The organism is Pseudomonas sp. P4_C3 (genome assembly GCF_056402075.1).
Genome location: NZ_JBFUIC010000005.1, coordinates 22,942 through 39,465, shown reverse-complemented (window position 1 = coordinate 39,465; position 16,524 = coordinate 22,942). Strand labels below are relative to the sequence as shown.

The following is a 16,524-nucleotide window of genomic DNA, read 5'->3' as shown; positions in this document are numbered from 1 at the left end:
TAGGAGCCGGCAAGCCGGCTCCTACAGTAATCAGTTGCTCACGGATTTGCTTTAACCGTATCCGCCACCTGCGGCACTTGTGGTAGCGCCGCACCTTTGGGCCAGAGCATCCAGATCTGCCCCTGCTGTTTCATGTCCCCGGCCAGTTGCCCGGCCGCATCGCCGGTACCCCAGAACAGATCCGCCCGAACCTCGCCGGCAATGGCGCCGCCGGTGTCCTGTGCTGCCACGGGGCGAACCAGGGCTGTACCGTCCGGTTTGGTGGTGGACAGCCACAACAGGCTGCCCAGCGGAATGACCTTGCGATCCACTGCCGCGCTGTAACCGGCGGTCAGCGGTACGTTCAGCGAGCCGCGCGGGCCTTCGTTGCTGTCCGGGTTACGGGTGAAGAACACGTAGCTGGGGTTGCTGCCGAGCAGTTCGGGAATCCGCGACGGATTGGCCTTGGCCCAGGTGCTGATGGCGCCCATGGTCACGTCTTCTTTTTTCAACTCGCCCTGTTCCACCAGCCAGCGGCCGATCGGTCGATACGGATGGCCGTTCTGATCGGCGTAAGCAATGCGCAACTGGCGGCCATTGTCGAGCTGGATACGACCCGAACCCTGGATTTGCAGGAACTGCAGGTTCATTGGATCGGTCAGCCAGGCCACGACCGGCGCCTTGACCCCTTTGCTTTCAATGGTCGCCGAATCGTCGTACGGCTTGAGCACGCGACCTTCGAGCCGACCGCGCAGGCGTTTGCCCTTGAGTTCCGGGTAAATGCTGTCGAGGGCGACGATGATCATGTCTTCGGGGACGCCATAGACCGGGACATTGGCCGCGCTGGTCTGGGTCAGGCTCCCGGGATAGACCGGCTCGTAGTAGCCGGTGATCAGGCCGCTGGGGTTGTCGTTGGCGGCGCGCAGGCCATAGACATCGAGGTTCTGTTTGAGAAAGCCGCGAATGTCGCTGGCGGTTTGCGGCACGTTGGCAGCCGCTGTGCAGGTGCCACCCCAGACCGGGTCGGCCTTGAGTCGGGTGCAGGCGCTGCGCCACGAGCCGAAGCCGGCGACCAGGTCGTTGTCGGACACCGCCGGCAGCGCTTCCCATGTGGCACTGGAATAGGTCGCCAGAGCGTGGGTCTTCGGTTGTTGGTTGTCGCCACCGGTGCAGCCTGCGAGCAGGGTCACCATCGGCAGGGTCCAGGCCAGGCTGTGACGCCATGCCTTGAAACGGCTGTTCATGGAGTGATTCCTTTGCCGGTTGCCTGGGCGCTCCATGCGCTCAAACAACCCTTATTGATAATAGGGCTATTGGTCTTTGCCGATGACGCGAGGATACTGGCCGCCGTTTCCCGTGACCTGAAGCCACCATGACTCTTAAAAGACTTTCTGTTGTATTGCTGGCCTGCCTGACGTTGTCCGCTTGTGGCGGAGTCGACCCCAACTCGCCGCTCGGCCAGCGCAAGGCCATTTTCAAGCAGATGCTCAAGACTGGCGAAGACCTGGGCGGCATGCTGCGTGGGCGCATTGCGTTCGATGGCCCGAAGTTCGCCAAGGGCTCGGTGAAACTCGATGCGCTGTCCCGTGAGCCGTGGCAGCATTTTCCGCAGGTGCGCGAGGAAGATCACACCAGCGCCAAGAGCGATGTCTGGGAGCAGCAGGCGCGCTTCCAGGCCATGGCCCGTGACCTTGAATCCGCCACCGGTGAATTGGTGATCGCCAGCCAGGTTCAACCCTACAAGGCCAGCAATCTTGGGCCGGCGGTGCAGAAAGTCGAAGATGCTTGCAGTGCGTGTCATAAGGCGTTTCGGGATCATTGACCCAGCGGTGCCCGGTCTGGCGTCTTCGCGAGCAAGCTCGCTCCCACAGGTGAGCGCATGACCCTGTGGGAGCGAGCTTGCTCGCGAAGACTGCTTCGGCAACACCAAAGATCTTTGCTCGTTATCTGTTCTTATTTATCCAGCTCATCCAAAGCGTCCTGCAATTCCTTGCGGGCATCGGCGAGTTTGTCTTTGCGCTTGTTGATCTTGTCAGAGTCGCCTTTGCTCATGGCCTTGTCGAGTTCCGCCTGACGCTTGCTGACCTCGTGCCTGGCGTCAAGCACCTTGTTTTCCCGTTCCTTCTTCAGCGAGGCGTCGGTGCAGTTCGCCTCGACTTCGCTCAGGGCTTTTTCCAGGCCTGCCTGCTGGTCGGCGTTGCCGTGGACCTTGGCCAATTCGATCTGGTTGACGATACCTTGCTTCCTGGCCGCGCAACCGGTCAGCCCCGGCGCTTCCTCGTCCGCCATCAACGGGGTGGCCAGCACGCTGCAAAGGGCTAGCAGGACGAGCGGTGAAAGAAATTTCATAAAAGCTCCATGTAAGAAGACAAGCGGGCCGGTGTGGCAATGGCTTGTTGGAGCCCGGCGGTCCCCTGGGGTTCCCGCTGGGCGCAAGGCTGACCGCTAAAAGCCGTCAATCCCCGCATCACGTAATGTTTCACTCAAGGCCAGGACCTGCGGATCGCGGAAAAAGGCGTTCAGTTGCGCCGCGCGTCCCGGACCGATACCGGTCTCGGCCCGCCATTGTTCGATGTCTCGCTGCGCCAGTGCCTGCCATGAGTTGCCGAGGTGCACCTGACCTGTCGGCGGCAATCCCAGGGCTTTCAGCCAGTGCGCGAACGAGCGTTGCCGGGCTAGGTTGAAGCTGTCTGCAAGGCGAGCCGCGCTGCGCTCGCCGAAACCGTCAATGGTAGCAAGCTCTTGAGCATCGAGGGTCAACCAATCCAGCAGACCGTTCAGGCGACCTGTTGCAAGAAGTTTTTCCCAAGTGCCCGGACCCACATTGGGCAGCGCCAGACACTGTTTGCTGCTGAGCCAGGTCAGGCGCGCGAGAAACTGGCTCTCACAGCCCGGAGTCGGTCGCCAGCAACTCAATGAATTAAAGTCCTCTGCCAGCGGCACGTTCAACTCGGCGCGTGCGCTGCTGCGTAATACAACGCTATCGAGCCTGGGAATGGTCAGCCCGGCCAGGCTGATGGCGACCTGGTCACCCGGACGTATGTCCAGCGCCTGCCAGCGTTGCAGCGAGCTAACGCTGACGTGTTTGATCTGCCGGTCATCGAGCATCACCGGGGTCAGTTCAAGTACCGGAGTGATCCGCCCGGTCCGGCCGATCCTGAAATGAACCCGGCGGACTTCGGCCAGCGCCTGGGCAAAGGGGTATTTCCAGGCGATGGCCCAGTAAGGTGACCTGGCCTGCCAGCGTTCGGCGGCCGGGCGCTGGTTCTGGCGCAGGACGATGCCGTCGCTGGCAAAGGGCAGGGGGGAGCGATACCAGTGTTCGCGCCAGCGTTCGGCATTGGTGACGGAGGTGATTGGCTGGCTGTATGCCGTGGTACTCGGGAAGCCCAGCGCGGTCAGCGCCGCGGCACGCGCGGGTACGCTCGCCGGCCCTTGGGGCCAGTCCCAGACAAACAGGTCGATGCCGGCGGCCTGTTCGGCGCTCAAGACCTTGCGTGCCATCAGGCCGGCCACCGAGGCACGAGCATTGAGGCTGCCGGCCTGGGCCTGCACGTGATCGGTCAGGCGCCAATACAGTTCGCCTTGCACGATCACGTCCCGGGCCTGCGACAGCCGTTGCGGGATGGCCGGAATCTGCCGTGCCGGAGCCGTCCAGTCCTGACCGCTTTCGCCGTCACCACGGCTGATTGCCTGGGCCAACAGACCGTTGCGGTAAACCAGGGTCACCGCCACGCCATCGATTTTAGGCTGGACCCAGACGTCCACCCGGTCACGCAGCCAGTTTTCCACGGCGGGACGATCATGCAGTTTGTCCAGACCGGTGTGGGCGATGGGGTGGGGCAGCGTGCCGCGCGCAGTGCGCAAGGGGTCTGCGGACGGGCTCAGGTTGAAGCAGTGGCGCCATTGCGTAAGTTGCGAGCGGGACTGGTCGTAGAGCTCATCGGCGACCAGTGAGCGTCCCTGGCGGTGATAGCTGTCGTCCCAGAAGTCGATTTGCTGTTGCTGTTTGTTGACTTCGTTCAGGGCGCGTTCGGATGGCCAGTCCGGGCACTCGGTGGCATTGGCGGTCAGGTGGGCAAAGGTCAGTAGAAAGGCGAAAAACAGGCGCAGGTCGGGAAGCATCTTGAGCGTCCTTGCTCGGTGAGGTGCGTGAAGGCTAGGTCAGTATGGGGTGGCGCGCAGAGGGGGTATTTTGCCGGGTATGTCCGGTGGCTGTGCTGGCCTCTTCGTCGGAACGCCGCCCGGAGCAGGCTCGCTCCCACAGGGATTTGCGTTTGCCCACAGATATCAGTCACGCCAAAGATCAACTGTGGGAGCGAACCTGCTCGCGAAGAGGCCATACGGTCTCAAGCGCAAGGCAATAAAAAGCCCCGCAGGGCGCGAACCGTGCGGGGCTTCGGGTGTTGCGGGGAAATCTTACAGGCCGGCAGCAGAACGCAGAGCGTCGGCGCGGTCGGTTTTTTCCCAGGTGAACGTGGTGAAGGTGTCTTCGCCAACGGTCTTGGTTGCCGGGGTACGACCGAAGTGGCCGTACGCAGCGGTTTCCTGATACATCGGGTGCAGCAGGTCGAGCATGGTGGTGATCGCGTATGGACGCAGGTCGAACACTTCGCGGACCAGTTTGACGATCTTGTCATCGCTGATCTTGCCGGTGCCGAAGGTGTTCAGCGAGATCGAAGTCGGTTGAGCAACACCGATCGCGTAGGAAACCTGAATTTCGCAACGCTCGGCCAGGCCGGCAGCAACGATGTTCTTGGCCACGTAACGACCGGCGTAGGCTGCCGAACGGTCAACCTTCGATGGATCTTTACCGGAGAACGCGCCACCGCCGTGACGGGCCATGCCGCCGTAGCTGTCGACGATGATCTTGCGACCGGTCAGGCCGCAGTCACCCACCGGGCCGCCGATGATGAACTGGCCGGTCGGGTTGATGTGGAACTGGGTGTCCTTGCTCAGCAGTTCGGCAGGCAGCACGTGCTTGACGATCAACTCCATCACGCCTTCGCGCAGGTCGTTGTACGACACTTCAGGGTTGTGCTGGGTCGACAGGACAACGGCGTCGATGCCGACAACCTTGCCGTTTTCGTAGCGGCAGGTCACTTGCGACTTGGCGTCCGGACGCAGCCAAGGCAGCAGGCCGGATTTGCGGGCTTCGGCCTGGCGCTGCACCAGCTGGTGCGAGAAGGTGATCGGCGCAGGCATCAGCACGTCGGTTTCGTTGCTGGCGTAGCCGAACATCAGGCCCTGGTCGCCGGCACCCTGATCTTCAGGCTTGGCACGGTCGACACCCTGGTTGATGTCAGGGGACTGCTTGCCGATGATGTTCATCACGCCGCAGGTCGCACCGTCGAAGCCGACGTTGGAGCTGGTGTAGCCGATGTCGGTGATCACGTCACGAACGATCTGTTCCAGGTCGACCCAGGCCGAGGTGGTGACTTCGCCAGCGATGATGGCCACGCCCGTTTTCACCAGAGTCTCGCACGCCACACGGGCGAACTTGTCTTCAGCAATGATGGCGTCCAGCACCGCATCAGAAATCTGGTCGGCGATTTTGTCCGGATGCCCTTCAGACACGGACTCGGAGGTGAAAAGGGAGTATTCGCTCATCTCGATGTTTTCCTGAAATTACCGATGGTGAGTGTCGCCAGCCGGCCGCTGAAAATGGCGGACCTGGATCTGGAAACCATTACGTAAGCCTACATAGAGGCTTTCCCCGGGAACGAGTCCCGCAGCGGTGGCCCAACGGGCCAGATCGTCCTGTTCAAACCCCAACCAGAGATCACCGCAGGCCTCCTTGGCCCAACTCTGGTTGTGGCTACATAACTCTGTCACTAACAGGCTACCGCCTGGTTGCAGCAAATTGGCCATGTGCTTGAGCGCATCGGCCGGCGCGGCAAAATGGTGCAGCACCATGTTCAGTACCACGCAATCGGCCTTGAGGCTGACGCCGTTCAATGCATCGGCCAGTTGCAGGCTAACGTTAGTCAGCTTGTCGCGTTCGCAGACCTGACGCGCCAGTTCGAGCATCGCGGTGCTGTTATCCAGCGCCGTGACTTGCAAGAAGCGGCGCGCCAGTTCCGGCAGGAATGCGCCATCGCCGGGGCCGACTTCAATGGCCGTGGCGTCTTTGTCGAAGCTCAACTTGTCGAGCAGGGCCACCACGCTTTCGCGGTATTGCGGCAGGCCGGCGATCAAGTCTTGCTGGGCGCGAAACTTCTCCGCTACCCGAGAGAAAAAGTCCTGGCTGGCGGCCGCCCGTTGCCCATGGACCTGGGCGATGCGCGACTGTACGTCGGTCGGCAGCGTCAGGTTGTCCACTTCTTCGAGCAGGGCGGCGTGCAATTTGCCGCCCGGCAGTTCGGTGTGGGGCAGGGCGCGACGGTAGAAAATCGCGTTGCCTTCGCGGCGCGTTGCCACCAGGCCGGCCTGGGCCAGTACCTTGAGGTGGTGGCTCATGCCTGACTGGCCGATGCCGAAGATCTGCGCCAGTTCCAGCACACCGAACGAGTCATTGGCCAGTGCGCGCAAAACATTCAACCGCAGGGGATCGCCGCCAGCCTTGCACAAGGCCGCCAGTTCATCGCAATCGTCATGTTGAATGGAGGGCACGCGTAAGTTCATAAGGCCGGCAGTCTAGTCACGAGCCGAAAGCATCGCAAGAGCAATATCAAAAAGTTTTGATATTGCTCGATAGATGGCACTTCTTGACGTTAGGTTCAGTCAACAAAGCCAGAGCAGAAAGGTTTCATCACGTTAATACGTCGTTATCCATTGGAAAAACGCCTCCAGATGACTATCTGTCATTGCCCCGAGGCGGCCCGGTGAGGGAAAATGCTCGCCTTTTTTCCGATTCGTTTTATTCAAGCCCCCAGGAGAACAGCGATGCCTAGCCGTCGTGAGCGTGCCAACGCCATTCGTGCCCTCAGCATGGATGCCGTGCAAAAAGCCAACAGCGGCCATCCCGGTGCCCCGATGGGTATGGCGGATATCGCCGAGGTACTTTGGCGCGACTACCTCAAGCACAACCCGAGCAATCCATCGTTCGCCGACCGTGACCGCTTCGTGCTGTCCAACGGCCACGGCTCGATGTTGATCTACTCGCTGCTGCACCTGACCGGCTATGACCTGTCGATCGACGACCTGAAGCAGTTCCGTCAACTGCACAGCCGCACCCCGGGCCACCCGGAACTCGGCTACACCCCGGGCGTTGAAACCACCACCGGTCCACTGGGCCAGGGCCTGGCCAACGCCGTGGGTTTTGCCCTGGCTGAAAAAGTCATGGCGGCACAATTCAACCGTCCTGGTCACAACATCGTCGACCACCACACCTACGTATTCCTGGGTGATGGCTGCATGATGGAAGGCATTTCCCACGAAGTCGCTTCCCTGGCCGGTACCCTGGGCCTGGGCAAACTGATCGCCTTCTACGATGACAACGGCATCTCCATCGATGGCGAAGTCGAAGGCTGGTTCACCGACGACACGCCGAAGCGCTTTGAGTCCTACAACTGGCAAGTGATCCGTAATGTCGACGGTCACGACCCGGAAGAGATCAAGACTGCGATCGACACTGCACGCAAAAGCGAGCAGCCAACCCTGATCTGCTGCAAGACCACCATCGGTTTCGGTTCGCCGAACAAGCAAGGCAAGGAAGATTGCCACGGCGCCCCGCTGGGTGACGCGGAAATCGCCCTGACCCGTGCGGCGCTGAAGTGGAATCACGGCCCGTTCGAAATCCCGGCCGACATCTACGCCGAGTGGGACGCCAAGGAAACCGGCCGCGCCGTGGAAGCCGAGTGGGATCAGCGTTTCGCTGCCTACTCTGCCGCTTTCCCGACCGAAGCCAACGAATTGGTGCGTCGTCTGAGCGGTGACCTGCCAGCTGACTTCTCGGAAAAAGCCTCGGCCTACATCGCCGAAGTGGCGGCCAAGGGCGAAACCATCGCCAGCCGTAAAGCCAGCCAGAATGCCCTGAACGCGTTCGGCCCGTTGCTGCCTGAGTTCCTCGGCGGTTCGGCTGACCTGGCCGGTTCCAATCTGACCCTGTGGAAAGGTTGCAAAGGCGTCACCGCCGAAGACGCCAGCGGCAACTACATGTACTACGGCGTGCGCGAGTTCGGCATGACCGCGATCATGAACGGCGTAGCCCTGCACGGCGGCCTGGTGCCTTACGGCGCGACCTTCCTGATGTTCATGGAATACGCCCGTAACGCGGTACGCATGTCGGCCCTGATGAAGCAGCGCGTGATCCACGTCTACACCCACGACTCCATCGGTCTGGGCGAAGACGGCCCGACTCACCAGCCAATCGAGCAACTGGCCAGCCTGCGCTGCACGCCGAACCTCGATACCTGGCGTCCAGCCGACGCCGTTGAATCGGCGGTGAGCTGGAAGTACGCACTGGAGCGCAAGGACGGTCCTTCGGCTCTGATCTTCTCCCGTCAGAACCTGCAGCACCAGACCCGCAGCGCTCTGCAGATCGCCGACATCAGCCGTGGCGGCTACGTGTTGAAGGACTGCTCAGGCGAGCCTGAGCTGATCCTGATCGCCACCGGTTCGGAAGTCGGCCTGGCCGTTCAGGCCTTCGACAAACTGACCGAGCAGGGCCGTAAGGTTCGCGTGGTTTCCATGCCTTGCACCAGCGTGTTCGATGCCCAGGACGCCGGCTACAAGCAAGCGGTCCTGCCGTTGCAGGTCAGCGCGCGTATCGCCATCGAGGCTTCCCATGCCGACTACTGGTACAAGTACGTGGGCCTGGAAGGGCGTGTGATCGGCATGACCACCTACGGCGAGTCGGCGCCTGCGCCAGCCTTGTTCGAAGAGTTCGGCTTCACCCTGGAAAACATCCTGGGTCAGGCTGAAGAGCTGCTGGAAGACTAAGCATGACGCGGTGGTTTCCGGACCACCGCGATCCCTTGTAGGAGCGAGCATGCTCGCGATGGTCGTTAACGATAACGCTGGGTGCCTGAATGCCCGCGTTGTCCGGGCCACCATCGCGAGCATGCTCGCTCCTACAGGGTTTGCGTTGTTAACTAGATTTCGATCTGCCTGCGTCTATCGAGAACCCCATGCCTCAACCGCGTCCCTACAAAGTTGCACTCAACGGCTACGGCCGGATTGGTCGTTGCGTCTTGCGTGCGTTGTTCGAGCGAGGCGACAAGGCCGGGTTCGAGATTGTCGCGATCAACGATCTGGCGGACATGGCCAGCATCGAATACCTGACACGCTTTGACTCCACCCACGGGCGTTTTCCCGGCGAAGTGAAGATCGACGGCGATTGTCTGCATATCAATGGCGACTGCGTGAAGGTCCTGCGCAGTGCCACCCCCGAAGGCATCGATTGGGCGTCCCTGGGCGTCGATCTGGTGCTGGAGTGCTCCGGCGCTTATCACACTCGCGAAGACGGCCAGCGTTTCCTCGACGCCGGCGCCCCGCGTGTGCTGTTTTCCCAGCCGATGGCCAGCGAGACCGATGTCGACGCCACCATCGTCTACGGCGTGAACCAGGATTGCCTGACCGGCGACGAACTGCTGGTGTCCAACGCGTCTTGCACCACCAACTGCGGTGTGCCGCTGTTGCGCCTGCTGAATCAGGCCATTGGCCTGGACTACGTGTCGATCACCACCATTCACTCGGCCATGAACGATCAGCCGGTCATCGATGCCTATCACCACGAAGACCTGCGCCGCACCCGTTCGGCGTTCCAGTCGGTGATTCCGGTGTCCACCGGTCTGGCGCGTGGTATCGAACGCCTGCTGCCGGAACTTGCCGGCCGAATTCAGGCCAAAGCCGTGCGGGTGCCGACGGTCAACGTGTCCTGCCTCGATATCACGATGCAGACCGCCACTGCGACCGACGCCACCGAGGTCAACCGGATTCTGCGCGAAGCCGCCACCAGCGGCCCGCTCAAAGGCCTGCTGGCCTATACCGAGTTGCCTCACGCAAGCTGTGATTTCAACCATGACCCACATTCGGCGATCGTCGATGCCAGTCAGACCCGCGTTTCCGGCCCACGGCTGGTGAACATCCTGGCCTGGTTCGACAACGAATGGGGTTTTGCCAACCGAATGCTGGACGTTGCAGAGCACTATCTGCAAACAGCGACTTCAAAAAAACCTGCTCTTTAAGATCAGCTACTCAGGAAATGCGACCCATGACCGTGTTGAAGATGTCCGACCTCGATCTGCAAGGTAAGCGCGTATTGATCCGCGAAGACCTCAACGTCCCAGTCAAGGACGGTGTTGTCACCAGCGATGCGCGTATCCTGGCCTCGCTGCCGACCATCAAGCTGGCCCTGGAAAAAGGCGCGGCCGTGATGGTCTGCTCGCACCTTGGCCGTCCGACCGAAGGCGAGTTCTCGGCCGAGAACAGCCTCAAGCCAGTCGCCGACTACCTGAGCCGCGCTCTGGGCCGTGAAGTGCCGCTGGTGGCCGATTACCTGGGCGGCGTTGACGTCAAGGCCGGCGACATCGTGCTGTTCGAAAACGTGCGTTTCAACAAAGGCGAGAAAAAGAACGCTGACGAACTGGCCCAGCAATACGCTGCCCTGTGTGACGTGTTCGTGATGGACGCCTTCGGCACCGCTCACCGTGCCGAGGGTTCGACCCACGGCGTGGCCAAGTTCGCCAAGGTTGCTGCGGCAGGTCCATTGCTGGCCGCTGAACTGGATGCGCTGGGCAAGGCCCTGGGCGCTCCGGCCCAGCCGATGGCGGCCATTGTTGCCGGCTCCAAGGTGTCGACCAAACTCGACGTGCTGAACAGCCTGAGCCAGATCTGCAACCAGTTGATCGTTGGTGGCGGCATCGCCAACACCTTCCTGGCCGCTGCCGGTCATCCAGTCGGCAAGTCGCTGTACGAGCCGGATCTGCTGGATACCGCTCGCGCCATCGCCGCCAAGGTCAGCGTACCGCTGCCAGTGGACGTGGTGGTTGCCAAGGAGTTCGCTGAAAGCGCCGCTGCGACCGTCAAGCTGATCGCTGACGTCGCTGCCGACGACATGATCCTGGACATCGGCCCGCAGACCGCGGCGAATTTCGCCGAGCTGCTGAAGTCGTCCAAGACTATCCTGTGGAACGGCCCGGTCGGCGTGTTCGAGTTCGATCAGTTCGGTAATGGCACCAAAGTGTTGGCTCAGGCTATTGCGGACAGCGCTGCGTTCTCCATCGCTGGCGGCGGCGACACCCTGGCGGCCATCGACAAATATGGCGTTGCCGAGCAAATCTCCTACATTTCTACCGGTGGCGGCGCGTTTCTCGAATTCGTCGAAGGCAAGGTTCTGCCAGCCGTTGAAGTCCTGGAAAGCCGGGCCAAGGCCTGAGGGTCGCCCGTTTGACCAGGCAAGGGAGTGTTTACATGGTCAAGACGTTAGCGCTGTTGATCGTCGCGGGTTCACTGGTGGCGTGCGGGAGTAACCCGAAGGCCACACCGGAACCTGCGCCGTCCGAGTCGGAAAAAGGCTGCTACCAGGCTGACTGGCAGGCCGAAACCAACCCGGTGCTCAACAAGCGCGCAGGTCCCGAGGGTCTGGACAAATACGAGACCCAGGCACCCGCCAAGGAACATGGCTGCCCTTGACGGGTCTGACTCTTTACTCAGGGCTGGCAGCGTGCGCCGTCAGCCGAGGGACACGGATGAAAGGTTTTATCGCAGTTGCGGCATTGGCGTTGTTGGCCGGTTGTGCTCAGTTGAACCTGTTCCATTCGTCCGCGCCTGTGGATAACTGGACCACCTGGACCTGCGACAGCCAGGCCAAAGTGCTGTGGCGCTACACCGATGACAGCCTTAGGGAAGTCGACGTGCGCCTGGGCGGTGCCGATCAGGTCTACCGCTTGAAGCAGGAACCGGGTGCGTCGGGTTCGCTGTACAGCAATGACATGCTGGCGTTTCACATAAAAGGTGAGGAAGGCCTGGTTTACTGGGTCGCCACCAATGATTTGATTGGCCGTGGCTGTCACCTGTAGGAGCGAGCATGCTCGCGATGGTCGTTAACGATAACGCTGGGGGCCTGAATGCCCGCGTTGTCTGGTCTACCATCGCGAGCAGGCTCGCTCCTACAGGGGGGGCAGCTACCAGATGCAACACCAAATCCGCAGTCCGGGCCAACCCCCGATCTGCAAAAACTTGAATAGCCGCCGCCGCTACGGCAGGCTGGCACGATTAACGACCCTCAACCGGGAGAGATATACACAATGGCACTTATCAGCATGCGCCAGATGCTGGACCACGCAGCCGAGTTCGGCTACGGCGTTCCAGCCTTCAACGTCAACAACCTTGAGCAGATGCGCGCCATCATGGAAGCCGCTGACAAGACTGACTCCCCGGTGATCGTCCAGGCTTCGGCCGGTGCTCGCAAATACGCCGGCGCACCGTTCCTGCGTCACCTGATCCTGGCAGCCATCGAAGAATTCCCGCACATCCCGGTGTGCATGCACCAGGACCACGGCACCAGCCCTGACGTCTGCCAGCGCTCCATTCAACTGGGCTTCAGCTCGGTGATGATGGACGGTTCCCTGGGCGAAGACGGCAAGACCCCGACCGACTACGACTACAACGTGCGTGTGACCCAACAAACCGTGGCCATGGCTCACGCCTGCGGCGTTTCGGTAGAAGGCGAGCTGGGCTGCCTGGGTTCGCTGGAAACCGGCATGGCCGGTGAAGAAGACGGCATCGGCGCCGAAGGCGTTCTGGATCACAGCCAGATGCTGACCGACCCGGAAGAAGCCGCCGACTTCGTAAAACGCACTCAGGTTGATGCCCTGGCCATCGCCATCGGCACCAGCCACGGCGCCTACAAGTTCACCAAGCCGCCTACCGGCGACGTGCTGGCCATCGACCGCATCAAGGAAATCCACAAGCGCATTCCGAACACTCACCTGGTGATGCACGGTTCGTCTTCGGTTCCGCAAGAGTGGCTGGCGATCATCAACCAGTACGGCGGCGACATCAAGGAAACCTACGGCGTACCGGTTGAAGAAATCGTCGAAGGTATCAAGCACGGCGTGCGCAAGGTCAACATCGACACCGACCTGCGTCTGGCATCCACTGGCGCAATGCGTCGCCTGATGGCCACCAACCCGAGCGAGTTCGACCCGCGTAAATTCTTCGGCGCCACCGTGACCGCCATGCGCGATGTGTGTATTGCTCGCTACGAAGCCTTCGGTACTGCCGGCAACGCTTCGAAGATCAAGGCGATCTCGCTGGAAGGCATGTATCAGCGTTACCTGAAAGGTGAGTTGAACGCCAAGGTCAACTAAGACCGTCAGCGTTTTAGTCGCATGAAAAACCCGCAGAAATGCGGGTTTTTTGTGAGCGCAAGATCAAAAGATCGTCCGAACGCGGCCCGAGCCTTCGGCAGCTCCTACGGGTGTACACAATTTCCTGTAGGAGCTGCCGAAGGCTGCGATCTTTTCAACGGTAAATACTATTGATTGTGATCGATATCCAGCTTGCTGAACGTCACTTCCCCGCCTTCGCTTGTGTACCCCGTGTTGTCCTGCACATAGACGCCGGCCTTGAAGTACAGCGGTTTATCACGCCACATCGCGCTGATATCGGTATTCCACTGATAGCCCGCCGCACTGATGCCCAATGCACCGCCGGGGCTGAGGTGGATGAGGTAGGAGAATTCCTGATTGAGTTTCACGCCGGTGGCGATGGTGATGACTCGGGGGGTGTCGTCGGGGTGCATGCGGACTTTGGCGACGATGTTGCCGGTTGAACTGTCGGTTTTGTATTGATACTCGACCTTCACCATGGGCTTCTGGCTGTTATAGGCGTGGATCTGGCCAATGACGATCTTGCCCGAGCTGGGTACCTGGCTGACCGAAAGGGTCGCATGCAGGGAATTGTCAGCGTCGGGGTAGTACCAGTTTTTCAACGTGCCGTTGCTGTAGGTTTCACGCAATTCGGTGCGTGGATAAATCGCGTTTTCGGTACGGGAGCCGGTCACGGGCGCCCAGAAAAACAATGTGCCGGTGTCGGAGTGGAAGTATTGATCCTTGAAACCATCCACCAGTTTGGCGGTTTCGACGGTGTACGGCGGGTTGCCAACGGGAACGCTGAGGTTCCAGCTTGCGAGATCGATCATGTCGGTTCTTCCACTCGATTCATGCTGAACGGGCGTGCCAGAAGCTCTAGACCGCACCTTTGTGGCGGCCTTTATAAGCGTAGCGGGATATTTTGTTAACGCTTGTCTGACGGGTGGTTGACGTCAACAACCTGTCGAAATGCCATCTTCCTGGTTTTCATGGAGCTGAACAATCGACCGTTAGTCGGTAAAAGACACAATGATTATATGATGGCTTACTGACACCTTCTGCTTTTGCAGAACCGGGTCTAGAGTGATGGCACCGTATTTGTCCGGTTTTCACGAGAAGCCGGCCTGACACCCCGCAATTAGAGAGGCAGCATGGAATGCGCGCAACCCACGCCAGTAGAAGGCGGCTCAACCCTTTTAGTCGTCGATGATTACCCTGAAAACCTGATCAGCATGCGTGCGTTGTTACAGCGCCAGGGCTGGCGGGTCATGACTGCCGCCTCAGGTTTCGAGGCCCTCGGCTTGTTGCTTGAACACGATATCGACCTGGTGCTGCTGGACGTACAGATGCCGGGCATGGACGGTTATGAAGTGGCGCGCCTGATGCGCGGTAGCCAGCGGACCCGTTTCACGCCGATCATTTTCCTGACCGCCAACGAACAGTCCCAGGACGCGGTGATCAAGGGCTATGCCAGTGGTGCGGTGGATTTCCTGTTCAAGCCGTTCGACCCACAGATCTTCACGCCCAAGGTCCAGGCGTTGCTCGAACACCAGCGTAACCGCCGGGCCTTGCAGCGCTTGAGTCATGATCTGGAATCCGCTCGTGCCTTTAATGCGTCGGTGCTGGATAACGCTGCCGAAGGCATTCTGGTATTGGGTGAGGACGGTCTGATTCGTTTTGCCAATCCGGCGATGTCGCGGCTGCTCAATGCCACGGTGCAGGAACTGCAAGGCAAGGAGTTTCTGGACTACCTGCAAAAACCGCATATCCCGATCTGGGCCGATTCCGAGTTGCTGGCCGGATATAAACGCGGCGAAACCCTGCGCCTGCACGATGCCCTGCTACGTACGGCGCCCGGCCAGCAGGTGCCGGTGGCCTTGTCCTGCGCGCCGTTGCCTGCCGAGCAGCATGCGATGGTGGTCACCGTGCTGGACATGTCGGTGGTGCGCCATCTGCATCAGCAACTGGAATTTCAGGCGGTCACCGATCCGCTGACCGGATTGCTCAACCGCCGGGGTTTCTACCAGACCGTCGAGAACCTGCTGTTGCGCGGTGAGCGTTCCGACAGTTCCTGGGTCTTGATGTACCTGGACCTCGACGGCTTCAAACGAGTCAATGATTCGCTCGGGCATGATGCCGGCGATCGAGTGCTGCGCTGGGTATCCGAACAGTTGAGGGCCTGCCTGCGGCCCTTCGACATTCTGGCGCGGATGGGCGGCGACGAATTCACCGCGCTGCTGGATCTGGAGTTCCCCGAGCAAGCGGCGAAGATTGCCGAGAAGCTCATCGAGCGAGTGTCGATCTGTCAGCAGATCGACGGCCTCGATATCGCCCTGGGTGCCAGTATCGGCATCGCCACGTTCCCGGATTGTGGTGCCAATCTCGACGGGATGCTGCGGGCGGCCGACATCGCCATGTACGAAGCCAAGCGTGCCGGTCGCCAGCAATATCGCTTCTACGATCACGAAATGAACGGCCGGGCGCGCTCGCGGCTGATGCTGGAAGAAAGTGTGCGAAGCGCCATTGAGAATCGGGATTTCAATCTGGTGTATCAGCCTCAGGTGGCGATTGCCGACGGGCGGATTCGTGGCTTCGAGGCCTTGTTGCGCTGGCAGCATCCGAGCGTTGGCGATGTACCCCCGGGGCTGTTTTTGCCATTGCTGGAGGAGGCGCGGCTGATCAGTCGTCTGGGCAGCTGGATCTACCATCGCGTTGCCGGGCAACGCAAAGCCTGGGAGTCCCTGTTTGCCGAGGACCTGGTGCTCGGCGTCAGTTTGAGCAGTACGCAGTTCGGCGTGCCCAACCTGGTCACTGAGTTGCGTCAGGTGCTTGAACGCCATGGCTTGCAACCACGTTATCTGGAAGTCGAGGTCACGGAAGAGGCCTTGATGCATAACCCCGAAGAAACCCGCAAGCAATTGCGCCTGCTGCACAATCTGGGCGTACGAGTGGCACTGGATGACTTCGGGGCTGGACCGTGCTCCCTGTCGCACTTGCGCGACCTGGAGCTGGATACCCTCAAGCTCGACCGGCATTTGATCGCCCGGTTGCCGGAGTCGGTACGGGATGCGGCGCTGGTGCGCAGTGTGATCGAACTGTGCAAACAGTTCGGGATGCTGGTGATTGCCGAAGGGGTGGAAACCGTCGCGCAGTATGAATGGCTGCAGGCCAACGGCTGTGAATATGTGCAAGGCTTTCTGGTGGCCCGGCCGATGATGGCCGAAGACACCGGGGTCTTTGTCCAGCCGTTTGACTGGAGCGCGCTGTTCCGCTGAATTCGCTACAC

The 16,524-nt window shown here is 60.7% G+C and carries 14 protein-coding genes; 8 read left to right on the top strand and 6 right to left on the bottom strand.

The window, feature by feature from the left end; genetic code table 11:
* Positions 1 to 38: 38 nt before the first annotated feature.
* On the bottom strand, positions 39 to 1,223 hold the full coding sequence (gene mltA, locus AC1DVH_RS02305) for a murein transglycosylase A (RefSeq protein WP_477752467.1): 1,185 nt from the start codon (positions 1,221 to 1,223) through the stop codon (positions 39 to 41).
* A gap of 128 nt (positions 1,224 to 1,351) precedes the next feature.
* On the opposite strand from mltA, the gene AC1DVH_RS02300 reads away from it, so the two are divergent.
* The gene (locus AC1DVH_RS02300; RefSeq protein WP_477752466.1) at positions 1,352 to 1,801 is read left to right on the top strand and encodes a c-type cytochrome; all 450 of its coding nucleotides are present in this window, start codon (positions 1,352 to 1,354) and stop codon (positions 1,799 to 1,801) included.
* Positions 1,802 to 1,932: 131 nt separating this feature from the next.
* Here AC1DVH_RS02300 and AC1DVH_RS02295 read toward each other — a convergent pair whose 3' ends face one another.
* From AC1DVH_RS02295 to AC1DVH_RS02280, 4 genes are all read right to left on the bottom strand, one after another.
* On the bottom strand, positions 1,933 to 2,328 hold the full coding sequence (locus tag AC1DVH_RS02295; RefSeq protein WP_477752465.1) for a DUF1090 domain-containing protein: 396 nt from the start codon (positions 2,326 to 2,328) through the stop codon (positions 1,933 to 1,935).
* A gap of 96 nt (positions 2,329 to 2,424) precedes the next feature.
* Positions 2,425 to 4,104, bottom strand: coding sequence for an NAD-dependent DNA ligase LigB (gene ligB, locus AC1DVH_RS02290; protein ID WP_477752464.1), 1,680 nt, complete (start codon positions 4,102 to 4,104; stop codon positions 2,425 to 2,427).
* A 294-nt stretch (positions 4,105 to 4,398) separates the two neighbouring features.
* Positions 4,399 to 5,589: a methionine adenosyltransferase gene (gene metK / locus AC1DVH_RS02285; RefSeq protein WP_477752463.1), complete on the bottom strand. Its 1,191-nt coding sequence runs from the start codon at positions 5,587 to 5,589 to the stop codon at positions 4,399 to 4,401.
* 18 nt (positions 5,590 to 5,607) lie between these two features.
* Positions 5,608 to 6,603, bottom strand: a complete 996-nt coding sequence (locus tag AC1DVH_RS02280) for an ArsR/SmtB family transcription factor (protein ID WP_477752462.1) — start codon at positions 6,601 to 6,603, stop codon at positions 5,608 to 5,610.
* 261 nt (positions 6,604 to 6,864) lie between these two features.
* Between AC1DVH_RS02280 and tkt the strand changes: the two genes are divergently transcribed.
* The 6 genes from tkt (at position 6,865) to fba (ending at position 13,235) form a co-directional block, all read left to right on the top strand.
* Complete coding sequence (gene tkt, locus AC1DVH_RS02275; RefSeq protein ID WP_477752461.1) at positions 6,865 to 8,862, top strand: transketolase; 1,998 nt, start codon at positions 6,865 to 6,867, stop codon at positions 8,860 to 8,862.
* Positions 8,863 to 9,050: 188 nt separating this feature from the next.
* Positions 9,051 to 10,109 carry an erythrose-4-phosphate dehydrogenase gene (gene epd, locus AC1DVH_RS02270; RefSeq protein WP_477752460.1) on the top strand — a complete coding sequence of 353 codons (1,059 nt, stop codon included), beginning with the start codon at positions 9,051 to 9,053 and terminating at the stop codon, positions 10,107 to 10,109.
* Positions 10,110 to 10,135: 26 nt separating this feature from the next.
* Entirely contained in the window at positions 10,136 to 11,299 is a 1,164-nt protein-coding gene (locus tag AC1DVH_RS02265; protein ID WP_057712964.1) for a phosphoglycerate kinase, read from the top strand.
* 35 nt (positions 11,300 to 11,334) lie between these two features.
* On the top strand, positions 11,335 to 11,556 hold the full coding sequence (locus tag AC1DVH_RS02260) for a hypothetical protein (protein ID WP_223456761.1): 222 nt from the start codon (positions 11,335 to 11,337) through the stop codon (positions 11,554 to 11,556).
* Between the two features lie 56 nt (positions 11,557 to 11,612).
* Positions 11,613 to 11,942, top strand: coding sequence for an MliC family protein (locus tag AC1DVH_RS02255; RefSeq protein ID WP_218431171.1), 330 nt, complete (start codon positions 11,613 to 11,615; stop codon positions 11,940 to 11,942).
* 228 nt (positions 11,943 to 12,170) lie between these two features.
* Positions 12,171 to 13,235 carry a class II fructose-bisphosphate aldolase gene (fba, locus tag AC1DVH_RS02250; protein ID WP_007981624.1) on the top strand — a complete coding sequence of 355 codons (1,065 nt, stop codon included), beginning with the start codon at positions 12,171 to 12,173 and terminating at the stop codon, positions 13,233 to 13,235.
* A gap of 167 nt (positions 13,236 to 13,402) precedes the next feature.
* Here fba and AC1DVH_RS02245 read toward each other — a convergent pair whose 3' ends face one another.
* Positions 13,403 to 14,068 (bottom strand): polysaccharide lyase family 7 protein, encoded by a 666-nt coding sequence (locus AC1DVH_RS02245; protein ID WP_477752459.1) that lies wholly within the window; start codon positions 14,066 to 14,068, stop codon positions 13,403 to 13,405.
* A gap of 321 nt (positions 14,069 to 14,389) precedes the next feature.
* Here AC1DVH_RS02245 and AC1DVH_RS02240 point away from each other — a divergent pair, with 321 nt between their 5' ends.
* Complete coding sequence (locus AC1DVH_RS02240) at positions 14,390 to 16,513, top strand: putative bifunctional diguanylate cyclase/phosphodiesterase (RefSeq protein ID WP_477752458.1); 2,124 nt, start codon at positions 14,390 to 14,392, stop codon at positions 16,511 to 16,513.
* Positions 16,514 to 16,524 lie beyond the last annotated feature (11 nt).